Here is a 20,085-nt window from a genome sequence, read left to right on the forward strand (position 1 = left end):
GTGCTTCAACCTGCTGCACTCAGCGATCCGGGCGGTGGCCGAGCGGGGCAACGCGATCCTCAAGAGCACGTTCAAGGTCCTGGACAAGATCCACATGAGCCCGTCGAAGATCACCGTCATCATCGCCGCAGCCCTCATGCTGCTGCACGTCGAGCACGACAGGTCCGTGTGACGTTCACACCCCTACCGGGAAAGGCTCAGTGCCTTGCTCTCGCCGCCGAACCTGGAGTGCTCGACGACGAACATCGTGGCAACGCAGAGGAGCGTCTCTACCGGCACATAGTCGACCTGATTTCGCTTGGCCGGCCAAGCTCGAGCGATGATGCTACGCCACTGACGGGCGGCCTGCGCCGGCGTGAGATCGAGGTAGTCGGCCTCGGTGTAGCCCATGATCGGTGAGTGGTCAGCGTCGACGGACGGAGTGCTCGACAGTCCCGCTGATGCGCTGCGCCAGGTCCACCAGCTTGCTGGCCTCGTTGCGCAGCTTGGCGCGCTCAGGGTCGGGCATCGTCCGGAGGCGCTTCTCGAGGGTCTCGAGGATCTTGATCGAGGAAGAGATCTGCCGTCCGACGGCGAGCGCCTCGTCGCCGTGCAATGCGTCTCTCGCGCCGTGCATCGCCTGCTTCGCGGACGCGAGATCGCGCTTCTCCCGGAGCGCGCTCCTGCCCGCAGGGTCTGAGACGACATCGGCGAGCGCACCGATGTCCCGCGACTCCGTGACGACTCGTGGCGTGGTCTGATCCGCGCCGTAGATCCACCCCATCAGCTCGGACAGCTCCGCAGCACGTTCGGGCGGGACGGGCTGTTTTCCGACCTTGATCTGTGAGGCAAGGGGTGCGCCGATGTGCTCCCTCAGTGCGCCGTTCGCCATCGCGACGGTGATGAGCGAGAAGTCGCCCTTGGCGCGGGCCACGGCCTCGGCCGAGACTCCGGGGAGATCCTTCGCCTGCTCGAGAATCTCGAGGTTCCGGTAGGCGTTTCCAACCTTGACGCTGGAGGACCCCATGGCCTTGGCCGCGGCGCGGATCGTCATGCCCTCTTCCTCGACGAGGTACTTGACGTAGCGGGCCTGCTCAAAAGGCCCCCACTTCTTGATCCCGGTGAAATGGCGGAAGCCGATCATCGGTGCAGCCTCTTCCCGGCTCGGCACGACGACGGCGGGCACGAGAGACGTGGGAAGGATGCCGCTCTCCGGACCGATCGCGTGCCATCGTGCCGGGTTCTTGAACCCCGCCCGAACGTCGGACGAGGAGAGCCCGAGCAGAGCAGTGACCCGCCGGTTGCCCTCCAGCACGACATATGTGGCTGTGTCTTCGGGGCCCGGCATGATGACGATGTGCTCGGTGCCGAAGTACCCGTTGTCGACGATCGACTCAGCGATCTGGAGCGCATCGGCGTTCGCAGCGAGGTGGGCAGCGAGGGCGAGCTGTGTCGAGCCGTGGAGCTCCTCGGGCAGGCGGGGATTGCGCTCGTCGAGCCGGAGGGCGTCCAGCGAGACGTGGGTCGTGTTGCCGGCCATGGCGGTCTGAACATCGAGGGACATCTCTGGCGGCTCCACGGTGGTGCTTGCGCCGATCGGCGACGGCGATGAATCGGTCCGACGGTATCCCGTGGCACACGTCAGTCTGCACGGTTTCCGACATCCGCCGAAGATTTCACCCGGTGGTCATCCGGTGAGCGTGCGTACCGCATCCCGGACGGCCAGCAGCCCGTCCTTCGTCACCGTGGCACCCCGCGACTCGTAGGTCGTCGACCAGGTCCCGCCCACCACCTCGACGATCCCGCGAGCGAGTCCCTGCTTCGTCCGACTCTCGAGCCCGAGCCCGAGCCTGTCGTTGACCAGGTCGAAGATCACACGAGGCTCGGTCGAGCCGGACGACATCGCGGGTGCCTCGACACCGATCGCGAGCGCGATCTCTTCGACGATCTGTTCCTTCTTCACCGAGGGCCTCCAACGTCTCAGCGGATGGCGCGCAATCTACTGGTGCTCGTGAGCGGCTGGAAGGGGTGTCTGCGGATGGAGATAGCCTCCTGCCCACGCTGTGCGAGCCCGACGGAGGCAAGAGTGGCCCTGACCATCCCTGACACGGAAGCAACGCTCGATGTCGAGCAGGTCTTCTTCGACGACGTCTACGAGATCCGCGAGCGCAAGCGGCAGGCCAGGGGTGAGTCCTATGCCGCCGCCGCCGACACCAAGGCCCGCGCTCGAATGAAGAAGAACGCGGACGACGACGAAACGCTTGGCAAGCCGTCTGACCCGGCGGCCTTCTTGCGCATCGACACCCAGGACGGGGACTGCCTCTACGTCGGGAACGCTCCGGTGAACCATGACGGCGAGCTGTACGTCGTCTCCTGGAAAGCGCCGCTCGCGCTGGACCTGCGAGGCGCGACGATCGACGACGCTCGAGGCGTCGCCCGACTGCGGTCCTACACCTGCCGTCCCACGAACGTCATCGACTCCTTCGGCGACCAGGTCCTCGCCGAGCTGGCGGAGCGAGTGGCCGAGCTCGAAGACAGCGAGGTCGCCGTCGCGCGGGCCGACGAGATGCTTCAGCATGTCTTGGGCAGTTCTCGCGAACCAGAGATGCGGCAGATCGTCGAGACGATTCAGGCCGCCCAGGCGGCGCTCATCGGCTCTGACCCCGACCGTCTCCTGGTGATCCAGGGCGGCCCCGGAACCGGAAAGACGGCGGTCGCACTGCACCGGCTGAGCGTGATCCTCTTCCAGAAGCGTGCGCTGACCCCTGACGACGTCCTGGTCGTCGGACCCAACGCGACGTTCACACGCTACATCGGGCGCGTGATGCCGGAGCTGGGCGACGACAAGGTCCGTGTCACTGATCTCGTGCAGATGCTTGGCGAGATGCGCCCGTCGCGCAAGGACACTGCCGACGCGGCTCGGCTCAAGGGCGAGACCCGCATGGTCGGGTTCGTCTCGCGGGCTCTCCGAGATCGCGTCCGGGCGCCCGAGAAAGGGGCCACGTTCGCCGTGTCCGGCGTCGGCCCGGTCACGATCGGACCGGCGGAGCTCTCGCAGGCGATCGATCACGCCTTCGACGGGTCCTTCGCCGGTGGTCGCTCCCGCTTTCGTGAGGGGCTCAAGAACGTCGTGATCGCGAGAGCGCGAGAAGCGGCGTCGGCGGCGGGTCTCTCCGTCCGAGGAGACCTCGCGATGCGGATCGACGGGTCGGAGATCGACTCCACTGTCTCGAGGATCTGGCCTACGACGTCCCCGAGGGCGTTCCTCTCCAGTCTCTACGGTTCCTATCCCCGACTCATCGCGGCCGCCGGCAGCGATCTCTCAGCTGAGGAGGTCGCGCTGCTCCAGCGGTCGGCGGGTACCCGGATCGCCGACCAGCAGTGGTCGCGCGAAGACCTGGTCGTGCTGGATGAGATCGCCGCTCAGATGGGCGACGCGAGCCACGCGCGCTATGCTCACATCGTTATCGACGAGGCCCAGGATCTTTCCCCCATGCAGGTGCGAGCCGTCGCCCGACGCTCTCGCGATGGTGCCATGACGATGGTGGGCGACATCGCGCAGTCGACCGGCCACTGGGCGCGCGACGACTGGAGCGAGATCCTCGACCTGGTCGACTCGAGGCTACCGAAGGACGTGGAGCACCTCGACATCGGGTACCGGGTACCTCGGTCGGTCATGGATCTCGCCGCCCGGCTTCTCCCCTACACGGCCCCCGGACTTCCCGTCCCGAAAGTGGTCCGGGACGTGGAGCCTGGCCCGCGGTTCTTCGAGGTCGACGACCTGGACGACGTCGCCATGCGCGTGGCAGACATTGTCCAAGAGCACTCTTCCCGGGGTCGGTTCGTCGGCGTCATCTGCCCGGACCGGGTCCGTGAGGACGTCGAGGCCACGATGCGGCGCCGCGGCATCAGCTGGCAGGACGCCGACGAAGGAGGGCTGAGCAGTTCGATCAACCTCGTCAGCCCGGTGGCCTCGAAGGGCCTTGAGTTCGACTCCGTCGTCGTCGTCGACCCCCAGGGGATCGTCGATGCCGGGCCGCAGGGGCTACGGATGCTGTTCGTCGCCCTGACGCGGACGACGGCACATCTCGATCTGGTCTATCCCACGGGACGGATCCCAGCTGAGCTCGGCATCTCGAGCATCGACGAGACACTCGCCGTGCTGGCGGCCACGAGCGACGGTGCGGAACACGTCGCCGAGGAGCCAGCGGAAGCAGCATCGCCTGTCGAGCTGGAGGACATGCACGTGATCGGAGCGCCGGCGTCGGACGAGGCGGCCCGGCTCAGCGTCGACTCCAACGCGCCCGGACCTGCGCCGGCATCCGTCGCCAGCCTCACGACGAGGCAGCAGCGAATCGTCGAGGACGAGGCGCAGGACATCGTCTCTATGCTCGGAGAGCTCCTTGCGCCGGTGCTCGTCGCGGCGGTGATAGAGCATGCGGCAGTGCTGCTCGGAGCCGGCGGCGGTGCGGACCGGGCACTGTCGGAGCGGCAGGTGGTTGTCGTGGAGCGTGAGGCTGCCGAAATCGTCGAACGGCTCGAAGGGACGGTGGCTCCGAGCCTCTACACTGCCGTGCTGCGACGCGCTACCGAGCTGCTCCGCTGAGCGGCTCGCCGAGCAGTTCGGCCCGCCCGCTGACGACGTCGAGCTAAGCTGACCAGAGCAGGACTGCGCGGCGGACGGGCCGCGAAAACGAGCAAGGAGTCACATGCCCACGGAGACGGCTGAGTCGTTCACGTTCATCGATCTGTTCGCCGGCATCGGTGGGTTCCACGCGGCGCTAGAGTCGCTCGGCGGTCGCTGTGTCTACGCCAGTGAGATGAATGGGCCAGCGTGGCGTGTGTACTCGCGTGCGTGGGGTGTGCCCAAGCACGAAGGTCGGCCGTCGTACTCGAGGGACATCCGTGACCACGTTCGGTCGGAGCCGGACGAGGCGCTCCTGGAAGCGCCCGAGGATGACATCCCGGACATCCCCGACCACGACGTGCTGGCGGCGGGTTTCCCCTGCCAGGCCTTCAGCAAGTCTGGCAAGCAGGACGGCATCCTCGACGCCACGCGGGGGACGTTGTTCTACGACATCTTGCGGATCGTTCGGGCCAGGCGCCCGAAGGTCGTGTTCCTGGAGAACGTGAAGAACTTGGCGGGGCCACGTCACGAGGAGACTTTTGCGACGATCGTCGCCGGGCTCAAGCGGTACGGCTACGTGGTCTCAGGCTCGCCGACCGTCATCACCCCGCACAGGATCGCACCTGAGCACGGGGGTACCCCTCAGGTTCGTGAGCGCATCTACATCATGGCGCTCCGCGGCGATCTCGTAGGGACCCGCGCGGTGCCGTTCGGCGGGTTCTCCTACCCGTCGTGGAATCCTGACGGATGGAACCTCGACGAGCTGCCGCTCCCAGCGATCGGTGGGCTGACCGTCCTCGACCACACGGTCGAGGAGTCGGACGGGTACGGGCTGAAGGGGGAGGAGCACCAGGCGCTCGCCTGGTGGGACGCCTTTCTCGCGCAGATCATCAAGGACGTGAAAACCGACGCTTCTCGGGACGGACGGTGGATGCCCGGCCATCCGATCTGGTATAGGGTCTTGGACAGGTCGTGGCGAGCGAATCAGCTCGCTGACGCGCGGGCGAAGAACTTGCCGTGGAAGTTGGGTTTCATCGCGAAGAACGACGCCTTCTTCTCGAAGAACGAGAACGCTCTCGGGCGGGTCGAGGTGCATCCAGGTCCAGACGAGTTCACAGGCCTGAGCCGAACCAAGTTCGAGTGGCAGGCGGGCCTGAAGACATCCGTCTACGAGTGCCTGATCCAGTTCCGTCCGTCTGGCATCCGTGTACGACCCGCGACGTACACGCCGGCGTTGGTGGCGATAAACCAGACGCCGGTCTACGGGCCGTGGAAGCGTCGGCTGACACCCCGTGAGGTAGGGCGTCTGCAGGCGTTCCCTGAACGGGTTGCGGACGCCATGGCAGAGTTGAAGCAGAGTGATGGGGAGTCGTACAAGCAGTTCGGCAACGCCGTCCACGTCGGTGCGGTGCGGTTCGCCCTCGCGCAGTTCCTCAGCCACTTCGCGGACAAAGAGCTGGACGACTCCTTGTTGCCCCTGTTGCGTCAGGCTCGTGCTGCTGCAGGTCTGGTGGGCCCCGATGTTGCTACCGCACCGAGCCAGGGAACCTTCGACATCGAGACGGCCGTGGAACCGGACGCCGCGTGACGTCGCCACGGCCTCAGCACGTCCCGGCTCATCCCGGAGCGAGCTCGGTCGCGGTCTCGCGGCGAATGAGTTCGGCACGTCGCCGGGACACCGCACCGGAGATGGCGCTCCGTCGAGATCTTCATGCCCGAGGGCTCAGGTATCGCGTGGCCTACCCAGTGCCTGGCCAGCGTCGACGGACGATCGACATCGCCTTCACGAAGGCACACGTCGCATTCTTCGTCGATGGTTGTTTCTGGTACGGGTGTCCGGAGCACGGCACCGCCCCCCGTGCCAACGGGGCGTGGTGGACGACGAAACTTGCGGTGAACCAGGCCCGGGACCGGGACACCGATCGCGTGCTTCGAGTGGCGGATTGGCGCGTCCTGAGATTCTGGGAGCACGAGCCGCCGACGGCTGCGGGCGACGAGGTGGAGCGAATTCTGCGGACCGGCGCGACCATGACGGACCGCTCATCGTGATTTCACCCCGTCGACCGACCGAGGTCGCTGGGGATGGTCCGCCGAGGCACCTATGGTGTGTCGAGGTGCTGAAAGGGGACTCATGACCGAGAACGTCGTCGTCCGACCTGGTGTGGGCATGCTCGCGTTGTTCCCCTCGATGAGTTACAAGCCCTGGTACGCCATCGGCGAGTTCGTCGACAATGCTCTGCAGTCCTGGCGCTCCAACCGAAACTCTCTCCGAGTTGCCTATGGTGGTCGTCCACCAGTGCTGAAGATCGATGTCGACATCGACCGTGACCGGGGCACCATCGTGGTGACCGACAACGCGGCAGGGATCGCGACGGCGGATGTGGCCCGCGCCTTCACTCCTGCATCGCCGCCTGCCGACGCAACCGGGCTCTCGCAGTTCGGCATCGGGATGAAGAGTGCCGCATGCTGGTACGCCAAGCACTTCGTCGTCACGACGACGGCGCTCGGGGAACCGCTTCGGCGGACAGTGACCTTCGACGTGCCCAGGATCGTCGACAGCGAGTCGGACACGCTCCCTGTCGTCGAGGCACCGGCACCACCAGAAGACCACGGAACCCAGCTCGTCCTGACGCAGCTGAACCAGAGCCCTCCAACTGGTCGGACTCTGGGAAAGATCCGCGACTATCTTCGGAGCATCTACAGGGTCTTCCTCGAGGAGGAGGACATTTACCTCGTCGTCGGCGGTGAGAGGTTACGACCTGAACACCCCCACCTGTTGACGGCGCACCGATGGAACGACCAGGGAGCGCCCGTCGTCGAGTGGCGCAAAGAGATGGAGGTCGTCCTTCCGTCGGGTCGGCGGATCAAGGGTTGGGCCGGCCTTCTCGCGAAGGGCTCAACCTCAAAGGCGGGCTTCGCGCTCCTCTACCGCGGCAAGGTTGTCCAGGGGGCGGGTGCGATGGCGAAGGACCCGGCCGACGCCTTCAAGCCGCCGGAGATCTTCGGACAAGGCAACACCTTCCGTTCGCAGCGGCTGGTCGGCGAATTTGACGTATCCGAAATCAAGGTCACGCACACCAAGGACGCGCTGGTCTGGGACGGTGAGGACGAAGAAGCCTTCCTCGGTGAGCTCAAAGAACGAGCCGATGCTGAGCCGGTGCCCCTGCTCCGTCAGGCGGACAACTACCGTGCCACGGAGCGCAACCGCTCGGTGCAGACGACGGTCCGCAGCGTCGTGGAGAGCGTCGCGCACGTCGTCGGTAGGTCTGAGCGAGAGGCGCCATTTGCGCCCTACACCCACGAAGCGACGTTCGGGCTGGCAGACGGCACTCGCGGTGCGGAGGGCGCTGACCTGTATGCCTCCCCGCCCGTGGAGCAGCGAGTCGAGACTAGTGAGACCGAGCTGCACGTCCAGGGAGACAGCCTGATGATCCGCGTCGTCGACGAGCCAGCGGACGCCCGAAACTGGCTCCGGGTGGAGCGTACCGACGGCGACTGGGTTATCTCGCTCAACCGAGCGCACCGGTTCACCGAGTCGTTCGCCTACCTCCCTGGGATGGATCTCGAGCCGATCCTCCGTCTGGGGGTCGCTGTCGCTCTCTCGCAGATCCATGCTCAGCAGAGCGGGTCGAAGGAGCCACGATTCTTCGTGGCCGAGCTCAACCGCCTCCTGGCCGGGCCTCTGGCCGAACGCACGGACGTCGGCGCATGAGCACGGGGGAGGCTCCGAGCCCCGTGGGGCACTGGTCGCCCGAGGCCGGAGACGAGCTCGAGAAGACGCTCGAGCGCAGCAGGCTCCCCGATGTCGCGGTCGGGCAGGTGCGGGCTGAGACTCTCCGTATCCTGTCGCGGTGCAGACCTCCGTCGTGGAACTCTCCGGGGCGCGAGGCAGAGCTCGTCGTCGGAGAGGTGCAGAGCGGAAAGACGCTCTCGTTCACGTCCCTGCTGGCCGCGGCGTGCGACAACGGCTACCCGCTCGTCGTCGTCCTGGCCGGCACGAAGAAGAACCTGCGCGACCAGACCTTCGATCGGCTGTGGCGTGACCTGGGGATGGACGGCGACGGTGGCCTGGCCACCTGGAATGCGCTCAACGGGCCGACGGCGAACGATGCCGAGGACGTGGTACGGCTGCTCGAGCGGTGGAAGAACCAGCGCCGTCCGCGTGGTCGGGTCGCAACTGTCGCAGTGGCGCTGAAGAACCACGCCGCCCTTCGCCATACCCGCGAGTTCATGGCGGCGGTGACGGCCTCGGTCGGTGACGTCCCGGTGCTCTTCGTGGACGACGAGGGTGACCAGGCTGGTCTGAACATCGCCAAGGAAGGGCGTGAGAGCTCGACGTACAGGGCCATCAGGCGCCTGCGCGAGGCGTCGGCGAACCACACCTACGTGCTGTACACGGCGACTCCCCAGGCTCCCCTCCTCATCGCGCTCGAGGACTCGCTCTCTCCGAGGACGGTCAGTCTTCTGGAAGCTGGCGCCGACTACGTCGGTGGTCAGGTCCTCTTCGAGGAGCGATCGGCAGACTTTGTCCGCCGCATCGACGATCATGACGATGCGCTGGACCCAGAGGGCATCGCGCCGCCGAAGTCGTTGCTGGACGCCCTCGCGACGTACTTTCTGGCGTTGATCGTGGCCCAGCGCAGGTTGTCTCCGCGACCGCTGAGCATGCTCATCCACCCGTCGTCGACGACCGACCTGCACCGTGCCTACGAGCGCTGGACCAAGAGGGTGATCGACCGGTTGGTCACCGTCTTCGAGTCAGGCGACGACCAGCTGCTCAGTCAGACCGCCGAGGAGATGTTCCAGGCACCGTACGACGACCTCGCCTCGACCGGTGGGGTCGCGGTTCACGGCGCGCCCGTCCCGCTCAGCGAGCTGATCGAGGAACTCGAAAACTTTCTCGGGCAGGTCAGCGTGGTGACGGTCAACAGCGAGGACGGCCGAGAGATCGCCGCGGGCGACTGGAAGAGTCGTCCAGGCTGGATCGTGATCGGCGGCAACAAGCTCGACCGGGGTTTCACGGTCGAGAACCTTGCGGTGACATACATGCCTCGCGGACCTGGCGTGGGCAACGCCGACACGGTTCAGCAGCGTGGTCGCTTCTTCGGGTACAAGCGCCGCTACCTCGACCTGCTGCGGGCATGGCTCAACCCGGGGACGACGGAGGTGTACAAGAGCTACGCCGAGCACGACCGCGTCATGCGCGGGGAACTCGAGCGTCTAGATGTCGGGAGTCTTCCGTTGCGCGAGTGGCGCCGCGCGATGCTGCTCGATCCAGACCTCAATCCGACGCGGCGATCGGTGATCCGTCTGGAGATCACCAGTCACCAGGTTGGTCCCTGGGTCGTTCAGGACCGCCTCTATGCTGGGGCTGGCCCTGACGTGGATGGACAGGCACTGCTTGCTTCTCTCCGGAATCGCGCGGAGCCAGACCCACGCGACCGTCGGACGGCCTCCGCGCCACGAAACACGAGCTGCCGGACGACGTGGCACGCGGTAGCCCCCGTGCTCGCAGGTTGGCACGCCGCCGACGTCGACAAGGACCGCATCTATGCCGTGATGCTTGCGCTGCAGGAGGCGCGGGCCGGAGACAGGCCGGTCGGTGTCGTGTTCATGAACGGTGGCGTCCGCCGCCGCCGCGGGCCAGACGCCGAGAGCCGTCGGCAGCTGATCGCGGCCGCGGGCGACCTCACAAGGGTCGAGGACGTCGACGGCCTCGCGATCGGCAATCTCATGCAGGGTGCTGACCCGGCTGACGGAAGCGTGTACCCGGGCGACCGGGCCTTCGTGAGCGACGAGGCGATCACCGTCCAGGTCCACGAGCTCGAGCTCGAGGTGCCGTCCGGGGAGTCGCTGGCTGCGACTGCCGTCGCGATCCATCTTCCAGACGGTCTCAAGAACAGGCTTCTCCTCCAGGACTGAGGGGCACCGAGCGCAAGGAGAACGACAGATGCACACCGACGTCCTGACTCCTATGCGGGTCTTCGCGCTGCCGCAGCACCTCGTCGTACCGCTGTTCCAGCGACCGTATGTCTGGGACGAGCGGGAGCAGTGGCAACCGCTGTGGCAGGACGTCCGCAGAATGGCTGAGCTCCGACTCGCTATGCCTGGCAGCCAAGGCACGCACTTCCTCGGCGCGGTGGTGCTCCAGGCCCAGGATGCGCCCCACGGAGCTGTCGCCGTCAAGAACGTCATCGACGGCCAGCAGCGGCTGACGACCGTCCAACTTCTGATGGACTCGCCGGCGCCCAGGGCAAGCTCGCCCTGGTCCGCACCGCGGACGGCTGGAACTACCCACGCGGGTCCGCGCCGTCTACCCATATCGCCAAACCCGGCATCGTCCAGCTCCCCGCCCAGGCGCTCGCGGAGCACGTCAGCATGCGCACCCTGGCCCTCGTCGGCCTCGAGGTCGCCACCACGGCGTACCGGGAGTTCGAGGACCAGCCGGCCATCGTCGTCGAACGCTACGACCGCCGTCGTCGCCCCGACGGGAAGCTCGTCCGTGTGCATCAGGAAGACCTCGTGCAGACATTTGGGCTCGTGCCGCAACGCAAGTACGAGGCCGACGGCGGTCCGGGCGTCCAGCAGATCGCCGCCCGTCTGCGTGACGTCACACGCGACAGCTCCGCCGAGCGGTTCGTGACCGCCGTCGTCGCCAACTACCTTGTCGCCTCGCGCCGCTCTACGACGTCTCCACCGGCCTGCTCGCCGACGGCGCCGGTCGCCTCATGTTCGGGTCGGCCGCGCAATCGATCGGCGGGGAGAAGCGGTTCGGCGAGGTGGAGGAGCGGCATTGGCGGCGGTTCGCGACGGCGACCGGCACCGACGTCGGGTGGGTCCTGGACACCGTCGGCAGTCTGGCCGAGGCGATACCTGACGCGATGAGCGACGCCATCGCCGAGCTGCCGGTGTCGGCGGCGGGACGAACGGCGATGCTCCGCGAGATCCAGCCCCGCATCACAGCGCTCGCACGGCAGACGCTCTGGGGCCTGCACCACCGGCGGCACGAGGGTCGGGTGACGGATCTGTGGTTCGACTCGTTGCACGAACCGGCGGCCGAAGGGGAGCGCCGCTGGGGTGAGTAGGCGACGACTGACGTGTTCCAGCGCCAACGCCAGAGAGCGGCGACCACCTCGCCCCGCTCCCGGTCAGCCGCAGTCACCCGCGACGGGTTCAACGCCACAGCACCGGCCCAAGCAGCAACATCCGCCGCACCCATGAACGCCCTCACCGCGCGAGCCCCGGCCGCCTGCATCCCCACCCACTCGGCGGGCGTCGACGAGTACGGCGTCGCTGGGCACAGCGCGTTCAGGTCCGCATCGCTCCACGAGGCCCGCGTCGCCGCGACGTACCCCACCAGCGCCGCCCGGAAGCACGGGAACCCCGCGCGGAAACTGATGGACGAGTCGAGGCATCTCGCGGTCGGCCGCCCGGCCGCACGGGTATACGACGGCACCCGGCCACGGCCTGCGCAGCAGAACGGCCGTGGAGCGGCCCCTCGCGGGCCCGCTCCACGGCCGTCACGCCCACTGGGCCGTCACAGCCCCGACGTCAGTCGAAGCTGAGGCGCAGCGTCGCCGTCATGTACGAGTCGTCGGCGCTGCTGGTCATCCCCACCGCGCGCAGCGGCTCGAGGTAGGCCAGGCCCGTCGGGTCCGCCTCGAGCGCGGGGCGCAGCACACCCTCGAGCTGGTCGAGGTCGACGAACAGCACGCTGCTCACCTCGTCGTCCGCCACGACGCTGCGGTAGGCGTCGGTCGAGCCGAGTCCGCCGTCGCCGGCCAGCTCGGTGGCGTACGCGTCGTTCGTCGCGAACACGAACCCGTCGTCGGCGGGGGAGGTCGCGAGCGAGTCCTGACCGGCCTCGACGAGCAGGCTGTCGATCCGGCCGGCGAGGTCCTGCAGCGCGTCCGTGTCGCCCACGGTGCGGACGCCCACGGAGACGTCGGCCATGGTCTGGACGGTGTCGAGCGACTCCAGTCCGCGCGAGTCGACGGCGACGGCGACCTGCTCGCCGGCGAGCGTCGTGAGGTCGTCGGGCAGGTGGATGTCGTACTCGTCGGCGAGCAGCGCGACCATGCCGTCGAGGTCCGGCGGCGCCATCCCGCCCTGGTCCGTCCCGCCCTGGTCCGTCCCGCCCCAGGGGTCGTCCGCGATCGTCGTCGGCTCCTCCTCGGTCGAGGCCCCCGTGCACGCGTCCATGAAGGCGTCCATCATCATCTGGTCCTCGGGGGAGAGGTCGTCACCGGTGATCCCGAGGCTGCTCTCGGCAGCGTCCCGGCAGTAGTCGGCCATCGGGTCGACGTCGGTGTCCAGCCCTGCTCTCGGCGAGGTGATGCCGGTGCCGGTGCTCGACATCAGCGCGCCCCCGCCGAGCGCGGGGCTCATCGAGTCGTACAGCTCGCGGAACTGCTCCCACGCGTCGTCGATGGCGTCGGGCGCTGTCGAGCCGGCGACGGCGACCAGCGTCGTCTCCGGCAGAGCGGCCGCCACGGAGGTGCCGGACGTCTGGTACGGGGCGAGGAGTTCCTCGTCACCGGCCGTGAGGAACTCCAGCTCGATCCCGTCGGCGTTCGCCCGCAGGGCACCGGCCATCGTGGTGTAGCCGTCCAGCTCGGCGAGGTACTCCTCGGTCAGCGCGTCGTCGGGGAGCTCGCCGGCGCTCTCGAGCGACCAGTCGAGGGCGCTCTGGGCGTCGGCCCAGAACGACACGAGGCCTGCGTCGCCGAGCGCCTCCATGTCCGCGCCGAAGGACTCGTCGTCCGCGAGCGAGCTCTCCTCGGCGTCGGCCACGACGTCGGCTGCGGCCGTCGCCGTGCCGTCGGTGATGATCGCGTACCCCGAGGTGAAGGCGACCTGCGCCGCGTCGACCGTCTCGCCGCAGCCCAGGCCGGACTCGATCGCGGTGCGGGCGGCGTCCTCGTCCGTAACGGCCAGCACCCCGACCGGGTGCGGCTCGCCGTCGTCGCCCGGGACGGCGGCGAGCGCCGCGCGCTCACCGATCCAGGGCGCGACGTCGGCCTCGTAGTCGATCTCGCACTCGCCGCTGGTCGTGATCGCCTCGGCGAGGACCTGCTTGAGGTCCGAATCCTCGGTGATCTCGATGCCGAGGTCCTCGCTGAGGTCCGGCAGCCGGTCGGCCAGGCGCAGCAGGTTGATCTTCTGCTCCGCGGAGGGGTCGAGGTCGATGCGCACGTAGCCGATCGTGGACGCGGGCAGCGCTTCCTCCGGCTGTTCACCGCCGCCGCCGAGCATCGCGTAGGCGGCAGCGCCGGCGCCGCCGAGGACGAGCAACCCGGCGGCGATCGAGCCGCCGATCACGAGGCCCTTGCGGGACCGGCGTGCGGGCTCGGCGGGCGTGGTGCTCACTGCGGTCGCGGTGTCGTCAGCGGGCAGCGCCGAGGGCGGGTCGGCAGGCGATCCGGGCTGCGGCGGGTGGTCGGTCACAGAGATGTCCCCTTTGAAGTTGATGGTGGCGGGATGCTGACGGTACCGAGCCTGGGCCTGCGGTGGGGCGCTGTCCATGGACAGAACTACCCGCAGTGGGATATTTCACCCGGCGATGTCCCCGTCGACGTAGAACCAGCGGCCGCCCTCGCGGACGAACCGGCTCACCTCGTGCAGCTGCCCACGCTCGTGCAGCCGCCCGCGCACGCTCGACCCCGCCCCCGACCGGAACGTCGCGACGAACTCCACCTCGCCGTCGTCGTCGAACGGGCCGCCGCCGCGCGTGGCCAGGACGTCGAGCCGGCGCCACTGCTGGTCGGGGTCCAGCTCCAGGGAGGCCGGCCGCGTCGTCGGGTGCCACGTCTGCAGGAGGTACGGAGCGTCGCCGACGGCGAAGGCCGAGTACCGCGACCGCATGAGCGCCTCGGCGGTGGCCGCGGGCCGCGCACCGGCGTGCAGCGGCCCGCAGCACTCGCCGTAGGGGAGGCCGGTCAGGCAGGGGCAGTGTGCGGCGTCGTCCATGAAGGCATGCTCCCTCACGCCGAGGTCAGGGCGCGAGGATGTCCTCTGCCCGGACGAGCTTCACGGCAGGGTCGCTGCCGGCCGCATCGACCAGCCGCCGGGTGAAGCCTGACCGCGCGGCCAGGACGACCGACGCCCCTTCCGTCGACAGGCCGGCCTGGGCCAACGCCGGAATCTTGTACTCGCGCAGGTCTCTCAGGACATCGGTGTCCACGGGCGAGCTCGTCCACTTCGCCTCGGCGACGACGCGTACGGTCCGCCCGTCGAGGCCCACGACGTCGATCTCCTCGGTGAACCTCTCCTTCGCGCGGCGCAGGGGATGAAGCGCAGGACCCCACCATCCGCCGACGGCGGGTGCTTCGGCGCTGTACCGGGCGCGCACCCAGTCCTTCAAGACCTCTTCGAAGGTCTGTGCCGCGTGGTCGGCCAGAGCCGGAGCGATCCGTGACTCGACGTACCTGCGTGCATCGAGGCCCGCCTCGAGGTCCCCGCGTCGCGGGTGCACGAACCGGAACCAGAACCGGAGAAAGTCGTCGTCGCAGCGCCATTGGGTGTTCCTGCTCTGCGGAGCGGCACCGACAGGCCGATGCCGGGAGACGAGATGCAGCTCCTCGAGGGTTGCGAGGTACTCCGGGAGGCGCTGTGCCGGCGTGTGCAGCATGCCCGCGATGTCCGCGATCTGTTGAGGGCGCGCGGCCAAGGCGGCGAGTATCGATAGATAGGTGGTGGGTTCTCGTAGCTCGGCGGACAGCAGCGCGAAGGGTTCGTTGAAGAGCGGGCCGTAGGGATCGACGACCTGCTCGGTGATCGACTCGAGGAGCGGGCGCCCCGCGAGCGCCGTGAGGTAGCGGGGCATGCCGCCCGCGACGGCGAAGCGCTGCAGCTGGGTGACGGGGTCGTCGCCCGCCATGAACTCTGTGGCGCCCACGAAGCGCAACGGCCGCAGGCGCAGCGGTGTGGTGCGCCCGTGGAGGGGGTTTTTCTCCGCCTGCAGCGACTCCATCACCGAGAGGGTCGAGCCGGCGAGAACCAGTTTCAGGTGCGAGTGGTCACGTTCCTCCTCCATGACGGCCTGGATCGACGTCAGGTGGGCCCGCTGTTCCGCTGCGGTGGTCCCGAGCAGGTAGGGGAACTCATCGACCACGGCGAGGACCTGTTTGTCGCGGGCCAGTCGATAGAGAGCGCGGACCAGGTCGGCTGCGCTCTCGAGGTGGGGCGTCACACCGAGGTGCGGTGCGAGCTGAGCAGCGAGGCGGTCGAGCTGCATGCCCGGAGACAGTCGGTCGGCCACCAGGACGACGGCGGGCTTGCCGTGGGCGAACCGGTGCAGGAGCCAGGACTTCCCGACGCGCCGGCGGCCGGAGAGAGCGACGGGGTCCGCCTCCGGGGAGGCCCACCACGCTGCGAGGCGTTGCAGCTCCGCGGTGCGGTTGTGGAACTGCGTGACACGAGGCCAGGAGTAGGCTTCCATGCGATTAGTGTAATCGTGGCGATACTAATCGTCTACCGGTTGCCTGGGAGCTCTTCGAGCAGCACGCGGTGGGACAGCACGGGCGGCACGGTGGAGAACGCGAACCCGAAGAGGGCCAGGCATGCCACGGCACCCGCCGGAGACGTCCCGGCGGCCCACAGCCCGACCAGAGCGACGACCAGCACGCCCGCCCGAGTGCAGCGGCCCGCAGCACTCGCCGTAGGGCAGACCGCTCAGGCAGGGGCAGCGTGCGGCGTCGTCCATGAGGACATCCTGACGTACCCCCTCCGGGACCCGGATAGAGTGATCGGGGTGTACGAGGACTGGAAGCGTCGCCGAGCCGCTCGGCAGGTCGAGCCCGGGGACGGGCGGCCGTTGCAGCCCTACCGGTGGTGGCAACTGTTCTCGCGGGCTCTGTTCCACCTGCACCTCGATGGAGTGGCCGGCCGGCAGACCTGGACCGTGGACGTCAAGCTGGGGGGCGACTCGGACGGCGAGGTCCGGGCGCACCTCTATCGCGACGGTGTTCACCACGCCCGGTCGAAGCTCCCGGCCACCTTCCCGGTTCCGGGTGGTGCCGTGGAGGTGGCGGCCAGCAACTACGGGCTCAAGCGCTGCCATTTCGTGGCCGAGGACGGCAGCGAGCGGCAGCTCGTCCCGGACCGCTCGTCGGCCGAGGGGCGTCGCGCGCGGCTGGATCGTGAACACCCGGCCGCGAGCCGGACCGTCAGCCTGGTGTCCGTCGTCGTCCTGCTCGTCTCGCTCGTGCTGGGTGTGCCGCAGCTCGTGCAGGAGGTCTCGCAGATCCCGTTCGTCGCCGAGAGTGTCGGCTCCTTCACGTCGCCGATCGTGCTCCCCGCCTGGAGCAACGTCACGATTCTGGTGCTCGCCCTCATGGCCAGCACCGAACGCGCCCTCCGCCTGCGCTACAACTGGCTGCTCGACGGCGGGGTGTTCGACGGCGAGACGTGACGGTCAGGCCGGCTGCGCGCCGTCCTCCAGGACTTCGTCCACCGATGCTGCGGCCACGGACCCCAGCGGCGGGTTCCGACGTTCCTCGACGAGCGCCGTCACCAGCGCCAGCAGCACCATCGCGGCGCTGAGCAGGGGCACGAACCGCACGCCCACCACGGTCACCAGCGCGGCTCCCAGACCGGACCCCGCGGCGATCCCCAGGTTGAACAGGGACGACGAGATGGCCTGACCCATGTTGGTCCCGCGCGGGGAGACGAGCAGCACGCGGTGGGACATCACGGGCGGCACGGTGGAGAACGCGAAGCCGAACAGCGCGAGGGAGACGACGGCGCCGGCCTTCGAGTCGCCGAACGCCCACAACGAGAGCAGCGCCACGACCAGCAGCGCACACCCGACCAGGAGGGAGCCGGCAGGCCGTCGGTCGAGGAACCGGCCGACGACGACGGCGCCCGCCACGCCCGCGCCGCCTTGCAGCAGGAGCAGCAGCGGGATGTCGGACTGGCTGAACCCTGCGACGTCCTGCAGGTACTGCGTGACGAACGTGATGATCCCGAACGCACCGGTGACCACCAGCACGGTGGTGACCATGAGGAACCCGAACCGCCGCCCCGACGGGAAGGGTGCCTCGCTCGCGCCACCGGCCGACGGTGCGACCGACGGGAACATGACGATGACGATGACGGTGATGATCGTGGACAGCACCGCGACGGCGACGAACGTGGTCCGCCACGACGTGATCTCTCCGAGCCAGGTCCCGGCCGGCACGCCCAGCACGGGGGCGAGCGAGTTGCCGATCGCGAGGCGGGCCATGGCCTTGCCGCGCGCGCCGGGTGGGAACAGGCCGGCGGTGGCCGGCACCACGGCCACCCAGAACAGCGCCTGGGCGAGCGCGGTGACCACGCGGGCGATGACGAGCTGCTCGTACGACGGCGTCAGCGCGGCCCAGAGGGTGGCCACGGCGGCGACGCCCGCGCAGGCCGCCAGGACCCACCGGCGGGGCACGGCGCGGGTGAGGTGCGCGAGCGGTACCGAGCTGACGAGCACCACGAGCGCGTAGGCGGTGACCAGGAGGCCGATCTGGGAGGTCGGCCGGTCGAGGTCGGGTGCCATGAGGGTCAGCAGCCCGGAGGGCAGCGACTCCACGGTCACGAAGAGGAACGTCGAGGAGGCCAGCGCGACCAGGATGATGGTGGCGCGGCGGGGGTCGACGGCGGGGCCGGCGGTGGTCATCGAAACGATTCTATGCACGCTGGGCGCCAAACGGTCGCGCCACCGCCCGCACCTGCACTGTGATCGTTCACAGCCCTCCGGCTAGACTCATCGACCATGGAAGGCCCGACCACCGGCGACGCCGGGGCCACCGCGCCCGAGCAGGCTCCGCCGTCGTCCACCGCACGCCGAGCCCGTAAGACCCCGAAGCGGCCGACGATCCGTGACGTCGCCGCCGTCGCCGGTGTGTCGCGCGGGACCGTCTCGCGCGTGATCAACGGCGGCCACTGGGTCTCGCCCGAGGCACGCACCGCCGTCGACGCCGCCATCAAGCGCACCGGCTACCGCGCCAACGAGCACGCCCGGTCGCTGGTCACAGGCCGTTCCAACTCGATCGCGTTCCTCCTGACGGAGCCGCAGCACCTGCTCTTCGAGGACCCCAACTTCTCCCTGCTGCTGCGCGGCGCCACCCAGGCGGCCGCCGCGCGCGAGATGCCCATGGTCCTGCTCGTCGCCGGCACCGCCGAGGAGCGCCGCCGCGTGGCGCACTACGTCGAGGCGGGGCACGTGGACGGCGTCCTGCTCATCAGCTCCCACGCGGGCAACCCGATGCTGGCCGAGCTCCTGGACCTCGGCATCCCGACGGTGGCGTGCGGTGTCCCCCTCGGCTACGAGGACAAGGTGGCGTACGTCGCGGCCGACGACCTCTCCGGCGGTCGCGCGATGACCAAGCACCTCATGGCCTCCGGGCGCCGCCGCATCGCCACCATCACCGGCCCCCTGGACACGCCCGGCGGTGTCCTGCGCCTGCAGGGCTACCGCGAGGCGCTGGGGGAGCGGTTCGACGAGGGGCTCGTGGTCCACGGCGACTACTCGCGCGAGAGCGGTCGGCTCGGCATGGCGCGGCTCCTGGCCGAGCACCCGGACGTCGACGCCGTGTTCGTCCACAGCGACCTCATGGCCGCGGGCGCGCTGACCGCCGCGCAGACGTCGGGGCGTACGGTGCCCGACGACGTCGCGGTGGCCGGGTTCGACGACAACGGGGTGGCCGCCCAGCTCCACCCGGCGCTGACGACCATGCGCCAGCCCTACGAGCGGATCAGTGCCGAGATGGTGCGGCTCCTGCTGCGCGTCGTCGAGGGCGAGGAGCCGTCCGCCGTCACCCTGCCGACCTCGCTCGTGGTGCGCGACTCCGCCTGAGTCACGCGACCCTCAGGGTCGCTGCCACTCCTGCTGGAGGAGCCCGTAGACCAGGGTGTCGGTCCACTCACCCTTGGACCACCAGTCCGCCCGCAGGTGACCCTCGCGCTGCATCCCCACCCGGGCGCAGAGCCGGGCCGACGGCTCGTTGCGCGCGTCGAGCTGGGCCACCACGCGGTGCATCCGGTACCGGTCGAACGCCACGCCGAGCAGGGAGCGCAGCGCCTCCGTCGCGAAGCCTCGGCCGCCGAACGCCGGGTTGAAGGCCCAGCCGACCTCCCCGCGCGACATGGTGTCTCCCGTCGTCCACAGGGCGACGTCGCCGATCACCGTTCCCTCGTGCTCGACGACCAGGGCCAGCGCCGACGAGGGACCGTCGACGCCGGTGCGCTGCTGACGCAGGGCGAGCTGGGTCTCGGCATGCTCGCGGGTCCACGGCTCCTCGAGGAGGAACCGTGCGACCTCTGGGTCGGCGTAGTAGTCCAGCAGCGGCCCGAGGTCGTCGTCGCGGTACGCGCGCAGCGTGAGCCGGCTCGTCCTGATGGGCAGGGGAGCAGGGAGCGGGGCGGTCACCTTAGTCACGGTGAGGCACTTTAACCCGGGGCGGGCGCGCCGACCCGGTGGGCGCGGCCCGCACGGAGCGCCAGCGGCGCGT

Annotated in this window: 17 protein-coding genes and 3 pseudogenes; 10 read left to right on the forward strand and 10 right to left on the reverse strand. The window is 69.0% G+C overall.

Features of this window, described 5'->3' with window-relative positions; genetic code table 11:
• Nucleotides 1-183: 183 nt before the first annotated feature.
• The 3 genes from ACWAT2_RS13255 to ACWAT2_RS13265 all read right to left on the reverse strand — a co-directional run bounded on the left by ACWAT2_RS13255 (nt 184) and on the right by ACWAT2_RS13265 (nt 1,942).
• Nucleotides 184-390, reverse strand: a complete 207-nt coding sequence (locus ACWAT2_RS13255; RefSeq protein WP_402376753.1) for a hypothetical protein — start codon at nt 388-390, stop codon at nt 184-186.
• Nucleotides 391-403: 13 nt separating this feature from the next.
• Nucleotides 404-1,543 carry a MerR family transcriptional regulator gene (locus ACWAT2_RS13260; RefSeq protein WP_480048913.1) on the reverse strand — a complete coding sequence of 380 codons (1,140 nt, stop codon included), beginning with the start codon at nt 1,541-1,543 and terminating at the stop codon, nt 404-406.
• 123 nt (nt 1,544-1,666) lie between these two features.
• On the reverse strand, nt 1,667-1,942 hold the full coding sequence (locus ACWAT2_RS13265; protein ID WP_402376747.1) for a hypothetical protein: 276 nt from the start codon (nt 1,940-1,942) through the stop codon (nt 1,667-1,669).
• A 48-nt stretch (nt 1,943-1,990) separates the two neighbouring features.
• Here ACWAT2_RS13265 and ACWAT2_RS13270 point away from each other — a divergent pair, with 48 nt between their 5' ends.
• The 8 genes and pseudogenes from ACWAT2_RS13270 to ACWAT2_RS13305 all read left to right on the forward strand — a co-directional run bounded on the left by ACWAT2_RS13270 (nt 1,991) and on the right by ACWAT2_RS13305 (nt 11,691).
• A complete protein-coding gene (locus ACWAT2_RS13270) occupies nt 1,991-4,585 on the forward strand; it encodes a HelD family protein (RefSeq protein WP_402376744.1) in 2,595 nt (864 codons plus the stop codon).
• A 103-nt stretch (nt 4,586-4,688) separates the two neighbouring features.
• Nucleotides 4,689-6,194: a DNA (cytosine-5-)-methyltransferase gene (gene dcm / locus ACWAT2_RS13275; protein WP_402376741.1), complete on the forward strand. Its 1,506-nt coding sequence runs from the start codon at nt 4,689-4,691 to the stop codon at nt 6,192-6,194.
• Between the two features lie 65 nt (nt 6,195-6,259).
• Nucleotides 6,260-6,655, forward strand: a complete 396-nt coding sequence (locus tag ACWAT2_RS13280; RefSeq protein WP_402376739.1) for a very short patch repair endonuclease — start codon at nt 6,260-6,262, stop codon at nt 6,653-6,655.
• A gap of 82 nt (nt 6,656-6,737) precedes the next feature.
• A complete protein-coding gene (locus ACWAT2_RS13285) occupies nt 6,738-8,318 on the forward strand; it encodes an ATP-binding protein (protein WP_402376736.1) in 1,581 nt (526 codons plus the stop codon).
• 338 nt (nt 8,319-8,656) lie between these two features.
• On the forward strand, nt 8,657-10,528 hold the full coding sequence (locus ACWAT2_RS13290) for a Z1 domain-containing protein (RefSeq protein ID WP_402376734.1): 1,872 nt from the start codon (nt 8,657-8,659) through the stop codon (nt 10,526-10,528).
• Nucleotides 10,529-10,580: 52 nt separating this feature from the next.
• A pseudogene (locus ACWAT2_RS13295) lies at nt 10,581-10,835 on the forward strand (DUF262 domain-containing protein); the annotation flags it as partial.
• A gap of 20 nt (nt 10,836-10,855) precedes the next feature.
• A pseudogene (locus tag ACWAT2_RS13300) lies at nt 10,856-11,266 on the forward strand (HipA domain-containing protein); the annotation flags it as partial.
• Nucleotides 11,267-11,334: 68 nt separating this feature from the next.
• Complete coding sequence (locus ACWAT2_RS13305; protein WP_402376732.1) at nt 11,335-11,691, forward strand: VHS/ENTH/ANTH domain-containing protein; 357 nt, start codon at nt 11,335-11,337, stop codon at nt 11,689-11,691.
• A 466-nt stretch (nt 11,692-12,157) separates the two neighbouring features.
• Here the strand turns inward: ACWAT2_RS13305 and ACWAT2_RS13310 are convergent, their stop codons facing one another.
• The 5 genes and pseudogenes from ACWAT2_RS13310 to ACWAT2_RS13330 all read right to left on the reverse strand — a co-directional run.
• Nucleotides 12,158-14,053 (reverse strand): DUF3352 domain-containing protein, encoded by a 1,896-nt coding sequence (locus ACWAT2_RS13310; RefSeq protein ID WP_402376729.1) that lies wholly within the window; start codon nt 14,051-14,053, stop codon nt 12,158-12,160.
• 105 nt (nt 14,054-14,158) lie between these two features.
• The gene (locus tag ACWAT2_RS13315; RefSeq protein WP_402376727.1) at nt 14,159-14,575 is read right to left on the reverse strand and encodes a YchJ family protein; all 417 of its coding nucleotides are present in this window, start codon (nt 14,573-14,575) and stop codon (nt 14,159-14,161) included.
• Between the two features lie 25 nt (nt 14,576-14,600).
• Nucleotides 14,601-16,046 (reverse strand): ATP-binding protein, encoded by a 1,446-nt coding sequence (locus tag ACWAT2_RS13320; RefSeq protein ID WP_402376724.1) that lies wholly within the window; start codon nt 16,044-16,046, stop codon nt 14,601-14,603.
• Nucleotides 16,047-16,078: 32 nt separating this feature from the next.
• Nucleotides 16,079-16,231 carry a hypothetical protein gene (locus tag ACWAT2_RS13325; RefSeq protein ID WP_402376775.1) on the reverse strand — a complete coding sequence of 51 codons (153 nt, stop codon included), beginning with the start codon at nt 16,229-16,231 and terminating at the stop codon, nt 16,079-16,081.
• 16 nt (nt 16,232-16,247) lie between these two features.
• A pseudogene (locus ACWAT2_RS13330) lies at nt 16,248-16,310 on the reverse strand (SEC-C metal-binding domain-containing protein); the annotation flags it as partial.
• Nucleotides 16,311-16,358: 48 nt separating this feature from the next.
• On the opposite strand from ACWAT2_RS13330, the gene ACWAT2_RS13335 reads away from it, so the two are divergent.
• Complete coding sequence (locus ACWAT2_RS13335; protein ID WP_402376721.1) at nt 16,359-17,018, forward strand: hypothetical protein; 660 nt, start codon at nt 16,359-16,361, stop codon at nt 17,016-17,018.
• 3 nt (nt 17,019-17,021) lie between these two features.
• On the opposite strand, the gene ACWAT2_RS13340 is transcribed toward ACWAT2_RS13335, so the two are convergent.
• Nucleotides 17,022-18,251: an MFS transporter gene (locus tag ACWAT2_RS13340; protein WP_402376719.1), complete on the reverse strand. Its 1,230-nt coding sequence runs from the start codon at nt 18,249-18,251 to the stop codon at nt 17,022-17,024.
• Nucleotides 18,252-18,347: 96 nt separating this feature from the next.
• Here ACWAT2_RS13340 and ACWAT2_RS13345 point away from each other — a divergent pair, with 96 nt between their 5' ends.
• Complete coding sequence (locus ACWAT2_RS13345) at nt 18,348-19,430, forward strand: LacI family DNA-binding transcriptional regulator (RefSeq protein WP_402376716.1); 1,083 nt, start codon at nt 18,348-18,350, stop codon at nt 19,428-19,430.
• A gap of 12 nt (nt 19,431-19,442) precedes the next feature.
• Here the strand turns inward: ACWAT2_RS13345 and ACWAT2_RS13350 are convergent, their stop codons facing one another.
• Nucleotides 19,443-20,012 (reverse strand): GNAT family N-acetyltransferase, encoded by a 570-nt coding sequence (locus tag ACWAT2_RS13350; protein ID WP_402376713.1) that lies wholly within the window; start codon nt 20,010-20,012, stop codon nt 19,443-19,445.
• Between the last annotated feature and the right edge of the window lie 73 nt (nt 20,013-20,085).

The sequence above is a fragment of the Isoptericola sp. GX10416 genome (assembly GCF_056590155.1).